This is a genomic window from Streptosporangium sp. NPDC051022 (genome assembly GCF_040683035.1).
Lineage (GTDB): Bacteria > Actinomycetota > Actinomycetes > Streptosporangiales > Streptosporangiaceae > Streptosporangium.
On record NZ_JBFBCF010000071.1, the window covers coordinates 1399 to 7345 of the forward strand.

Genomic DNA, 5947 nt, shown 5'->3' on the forward strand with positions numbered 1-5947 from the left:
GTACTGGAGGCGGCAGGCCGTCCTACAACCGTGACGACCGTCCCGGTGGGGGCTATCGCGACGATCGTGGTGGGGAGCGTCGTCCCTACAACGACCGCGGCCGCGACGGTGACCGTCGTCCCTCCTACGGTCGTGACGACCGTTCTGGAGGCGGCAGGCCGTCCTACAACCGTGACGACCGTCCCGGTGGGGGCTATCGCGACGATCGTGGTGGGGAGCGTCGTCCCTACAACGACCGCGACCGTGACGGTGACCGTCGTCCCTCCTACGGTCGTGACGACCGTTCCGGTGGTGGGGAGCGTCGTTCCTACGGTGACCGTGACCAGGTTCGTGGTCAGTACGGTCCGCGTTCGGGCGGCGGCAGGCCCTCTTCCAACCGTGACGACCGTCCGGGCGGCGGCAGGCCCTCTTTCAACCGTGACGACCGTCCGGGCGGCGGCAGGCCGTCCTACAACCGCGATGACCGTCCCGGTGGGGGCTATCGCGACGATCGCGGTGGGGAGCGTCGTCCCTACAACGACCGCGACCGTGACGGTGACCGTCGTCCCTTCCACAGCCGTGATGATCGTGGCGGGCGCCCCTCCCCTGAGCGCGACAGCGGATTCCGCGCCGAGGGCGAAGGGTCGCGCACGCGCTACGGCAAGCCCGACCAGACCACCGACCACGCTGAGGCTCCGCGCAGGGAACGTGAGGAACTGCCGCCTCTCGCTCCCGACATCACCGCTGAGGAGCTCGACAAGGAGATCCGTGAAGAACTGCGGTCTCTCCCGCTCGACCTCGCGGATCTGATCTCACGTCACCTCGTTGCCGCCGAGCGGGCTCTTGGTGAGGACAACCCCGAGCAGGCATACGAGCACACGAAGGTCGCGCGTCGCTTCGCGGCCCGTATCGGTGTGATCCGCGAGGCCGTCGGGATCGCCGCCTACAGATCCGGGCACTTCGCCGAGGCGCTCAGCGACCTGCGCGCGGCTCGCCGCATGACGGGCTCGGACTCCTTCTTGCCGATCATGGCGGATTGCGAGCGCGGTCTCGGCCGTCCCGAGCGGGCTCTGGATCTCGTCCGTTCCAAGGAGGCCGAGCGTCTCGACCGGGTGGGCAAGATCGAGCTTGCGATCGTGGAGTCTGGTGCCCGCCGGGACCTCAACCAGAAGGACGCGGCGGTCATCACCCTCCAGCGTCTGCCTGAGTTGCGTGACACGCGTCCGCAGCCTTGGTCGGCCCGGCTGGCCTACGCCTACGCCGACGCCCTGGCCGACGCCGGGCACGAGGGAGCCGCCACCGAGTGGTTCGGCCGAGCCATGGCCTTCGACGAGGATGGCGAGACCGAGGCGGCCGAGCGTTACGCGGAGCTGACCGGAGCGGTCGTCGAGGACATCCAGGACATCGAAGAGGATGACCTCGATGTCGACGACTTCGACCTCGACCTCGAGGAGATCACCGCCGCGGACGGAAGGCTCACTGTTTTCGAGGACAACGAGGAGGATCTCGACGACGAGGCGGACGCGGGAATCGACGACGCCGCCGTTCTCGACGCCGAGATCGAGGCCGAAGACGACCTCGACGAACTCGAGGATCCCGTCGTCGGTGAGGTCTCGGCGGAGGAGGCCTCTCCCGCCGATGAGGAGGGTGAGGAGAAGGCCCAGGCCAAGGTCGGGGAAAGGGCCGAGACCGGGGTCGGTCCCGCCTTCATCGAGCCTGACTTCGGCGACATTCTGGACGAGCCCGTCGACGCCGAAGAGGACGTCGACGAGGCCAAGACCGACAAGAAGAAGTAGTCCATCCCCGTCTCGGGTGAGCATGCCGGCTCACCCGAGACGGACGGGCGTTCCGGTTCGGTGACCGCGTACCTCATCGTGTGGTCGCCGTTCGCCGTATCGGCGATCCCTTACCTCCGCCGTGGTGACGGCCGTTCGCCGCGTTCGAGCTCCTCTGCCTTCACCGTGTCGGCTGTCGTTCGCCGCGTTCGCGGTTCTTTGTCTCCTCCGTACTGGCAGCCGTCCACCGTGTTCGTGATCTTCTGCTTCTGGGAGCAGCGGTTCCAGCGCCGCCCACTGCGCGTCGGATAGATCGCCACTAGGCTTGTGAATTAACCTCTGATCTTCGCATTGCCTTGCTTGACGACGAGGTGATCAATCACGCATAGCGGGCTGGGCATAGGACGGGCCTGGAGCCGTCGCCATCTCGCAGAGACCATGTCATGGGTCCTCCGAGCCGTCCCAGGGCGAATATTGATTGGCAGGCTTCTCGATCGTGTCCGATGCTGGGGGTCGTGATCAGGATTCCGCCGCGTACGGCTACCGACGCCTACTTCGCCAAGATGGGCGGGTCGAGGCGTCTCGACATCGTCTTTGACATCGATCTTGGGGAACTGCTGGAAGGCCACCACGTGGTTGCCCGCGGACTGGAGATGTCAGGCGTCGGCGGTGTGCTGCACTACGAGTTCGTTCCGGGACTGCGGCAACACGAGATGGATCTCAAAGGACCGTTCTTCTGGTATTGGACCCTGTCTGCGGAGGATGACCTTGGCACCCTTTACCGCGACGATAATGGTGGTGCCTTCGATCCAGATGGCAAGACGGCCGCGCATGGAACTCGCTACCTGGGTGGGTCGGTTCCCGGCTCGGCCCGCCGACTGCGTGTGAACTTCACGCCGGCCGAGGGATGGACGCCGACGCGATCGTGGTGCCGACAGTTGGATATCGCACTGCCGGGCGGTCGTGTCACCAGGCATTTCCAGCGCGGATGCCCCGTCCTTCAGGGCGGGGAGGAAGCGCGGAGCGATGCCGCATGGTGATCTCCGGGTTTTGTCGGTGGGGTTCGGTAGGTTGTCGGCGTGTCCCGCTACCGGCTCTCCCCGACGCCTGCTCAGGAGGCGGCGCTGGCCGAGCATTGCGGGCATGCCCGGTTCGTGTGGAATCTCGCCGTTGAGCAGCACGCCTGCTGGAGACCGGGACGCCAGGGCGCGCCCGGGTTCGCCGAGCAGTGCCGTCAGCTCACCGAGGCCAGGGCGGAGAACGACTGGCTGCGCGCCGGGTCGATCGTCGTGCAGCAGCAGGCGCTCAAGGACTTCGCCCAGGCCATGGCGAACTTCTACGGCAGGACTCACAAGCGGCCGACCTGGCGTAAACGCGGGCGGGGCGAGGGGTTTCGCATCGTCGCGGTCAAGCCCGGCGATGTGCGGCGTCTGTCGCGGCGTGTGGGTGAGGTCAGGGTCCCGAAGGTCGGCTGGGTGCGGTTTCGCTGGTCTCGCGCCGTCCCCGGCGGGGTGAGGTCCTACCGCGTCACCCGCGACCGGGCCGGACGCTGGCATGTCGCCTTCGCCGCCGTCCCCGAACCGATCTCCGCTCCCGGGACGGGTGAGGTGATCGGGGTGGATCGGGGGGTCGCGGTCTCGGTGGCCCTGTCGATCGGGGAACTGCTGCACGCGCCCGGTCTGCGCGAGGCCGAGAGGGCCCGCCTGCTGCGGTTGCAGCGCAAGCTCGCCCGCGCCAGACGCGGATCGAGGCGCCGGGTGAAGGTCAAGGCCGCCGTCGCGAGGCTGAGGGCCCGCGAAAGCGACCGGCGCAAGGCCTGGGTCGAGAAGGTCAGTACCGGTCTGGCCCGTGGGTTCGACGTGATCGCCGTCGAGGACCTGAAGATCTCCGGCATGACCCGTTCGGCGAGGGGCACCCTCGCCGAGCCGGGCGGCAACGTCGGTCAGAAGGCCGGTCTCAACCGGGGCATCCTCGCTGCCGGATGGGGGCGGCTGGTGACGCGGCTGGAGCACAAGGCTCCCGGCCGGGTCCGGAGGATCGACCCGCGTTACACGTCGCAGACCTGCAACGCCTGTGGGCACCGCGCGGCCGAGTCGAGAGAGAGCCAATCTCGATTCCGCTGTGTCGCCTGCGGGCATCGGGACAACGCCGACGTCAACGCGGCCAAGAACGTCAGGGACAACGTCAGGGACACTGCCGCGGGGCATGCGGTGGATACGCGGGGAGGCGACCGGGTTGCCGGGCCTGTGAACCGCGAACCTCAACGCGACCTCCTCCTGGTGGGGTAGTCGCCGTTGGAATCCCCCGCCCTCGGACGGGGGAGGATGTCAAAGAGGCGTGGACCGACCCGCGCCAGGACGCCGGATGACAACGGCCTCGGCGACGACCGGGGCGGCGGCCCGCGCTCGGCGCGTGGTTTTGAACCTGCCGCCACCGTCGAAGTCGGCCCGCGCGGTGCGCTCCTCCGCCCTGCAACGCCGTTCGAGCTTGTCTTTCAACGTCTGATCTTCGCGTTTTTAGTGAATGGGATGGCACGCTGGATTGCTGGGCGTGACAGTTCATGTGGTACGTCGAGGCTTGGTCCCCTTCTGGTGATGGGTGGGACGTTGATGTGCCTCGCCGGTGGCCAGGATGCGTCCGACGTCGTGGCGCAAGGCGCGGTGTCGGTTCGGTGAGCCGGGTGGGCCTCCAGGGCCGGGTCGGGCAGGTTTCGGCGCACCGGCTGGACAGGGCATCTTCCAGCGCAGGTCGCGAAACCCTCGCCGGACCCGGGCCGGCGTCAACCGTTCGGTGGGGCAGGCTTCTCCCAGGGGCGGCGCAGGTCGATGGCCGGCGGCCGGGCCAGGCACAACTGTGCGTGCGCGACCAGAATGAGCCAGGTCCACCGATCGGCCGCCTCGGGATCACGGATCTTGGGGGCGGTCCATCCGAGGGTCTGCTTGAACAACCGGGAGGTGTGAGCCGGTGCAGGTCGTAGCCGGCATCGGCCACGACCAGGATCGGCAAGTCGCCGTCCTGCCACTGCCCGACCTCGATCAGCCGCTCGGCCACCTGGCGGAGCTGGACGGCGGTGACGGCCGGCACGTCAGCGCCTGGCTCCAGGCGGATCGCGTCCAGCAAGGCCGTCCAGGAGGTGCGGCCTGGCTCCAGCGCGGCCACGATCGGGTACGGCCAGCCCGGGATCATCCGATGCTCGTTCTTGCCCCGCCCGTAGGTATGGCAGAACGACCGCCTCGGCGCGGTGGCCGCATCGGGACGCAGCCAGGGTGAGACGTCGACCGCCGGCACCAGAGGCCACGGCCACCGCCTCTCCTCGAGCTCTACCCACCTCGACGATGAGTCGGTGGCCACCTCTCGTCTTCTGAATGGACATGGCCACACGGCCACAGCCCGCCTTGCGCGTTAGATCACCATCGATGCCTGCCAGGGCAAATGTGAAGATCAGAGGTTAAATCACAAGCTAGTGCTGCGTTCCTGATTGAGGGTGTGGATACCAGCTGAGCTGGGGGAATGATGGTTTCAGGGGACCATCATGCCGAAGCTACTGTATGCGCGCCCGCCGCTGGACGCCGACGAGGAACGCAAGATCCGTAAGCTGGCTGGAGCGCGGCACGCCCCGGCTGATTGGATCATGCGAGCGCAGATGATCGTATGGAGTTGGCAGGGCCTGCGGACCAGTGCGATCGCGGCCAAACTGGACTGCCACATGCAAACGGTGCGCGAGCGGCTCGACCGGTTCAACGCCGAGGGCCTGGCCGGGTTGGGTGACCGGCCCGGCGTGGGCCGCAAGCCGCGAATCACCGAGGTCGAACGCGGACAGGTCATCGCGCTGGCGCGTTCGACGCCGCCCGGCAAGCCGGTCCGCGATGTGACCGGGGACCTGGTGGCGGCCGATGAAGACGCCCCGGCCGAGTGGACGCTGGACACGCTCACCGCGGCCGCCCGCACCCAAGGCATCGACATCCACCGCTCTCAGGTGCGTCGGATCCTGGTCAAGGAACATGTGCGCTGGCGGCACACCCGCTCGTGGACCACCTCCACCGATCCGGCCTTCGCCCCAAAAGGGCCGAGGTCATCGGCCTTTACACCTGCCCGCCACCCGCCACCCGGCACCACGGTGATCTGCGCCGACGAACTGGGGCCGGTGACCCCGCGCGCCTTCCCACCCGCGCCCGCCTGGTCACCCGACGGAC

5 protein-coding genes are annotated in these 5947 nt (G+C 68.0%); 4 read left to right on the forward strand and 1 reads right to left on the reverse strand.

Annotated elements, in window-relative coordinates; all coding sequences use genetic code 11:
• From AB0N02_RS47040 to AB0N02_RS47050, 3 genes are all read left to right on the forward strand, one after another.
• On the forward strand, positions 1-1775 hold a 1775-nt coding region (locus tag AB0N02_RS47040), incomplete at its 5' end, for a hypothetical protein (protein ID WP_363961667.1).
• A 494-nt stretch (positions 1776-2269) separates the two neighbouring features.
• Positions 2270-2794, forward strand: coding sequence for a hypothetical protein (locus tag AB0N02_RS47045; protein WP_363961669.1), 525 nt, complete (start codon positions 2270-2272; stop codon positions 2792-2794).
• Positions 2795-2833: 39 nt separating this feature from the next.
• Positions 2834-4042 (forward strand): transposase, encoded by a 1209-nt coding sequence (locus tag AB0N02_RS47050; protein WP_363961671.1) that lies wholly within the window; start codon positions 2834-2836, stop codon positions 4040-4042.
• 491 nt (positions 4043-4533) lie between these two features.
• On the opposite strand, the gene AB0N02_RS47055 is transcribed toward AB0N02_RS47050, so the two are convergent.
• A complete protein-coding gene (locus AB0N02_RS47055; RefSeq protein WP_363961673.1) occupies positions 4534-4701 on the reverse strand; it encodes a hypothetical protein in 168 nt (55 codons plus the stop codon).
• A 585-nt stretch (positions 4702-5286) separates the two neighbouring features.
• Here AB0N02_RS47055 and AB0N02_RS47060 point away from each other — a divergent pair.
• On the forward strand, positions 5287-5947 hold a 661-nt coding region (locus AB0N02_RS47060; RefSeq protein WP_363961675.1), incomplete at its 3' end, for a helix-turn-helix domain-containing protein.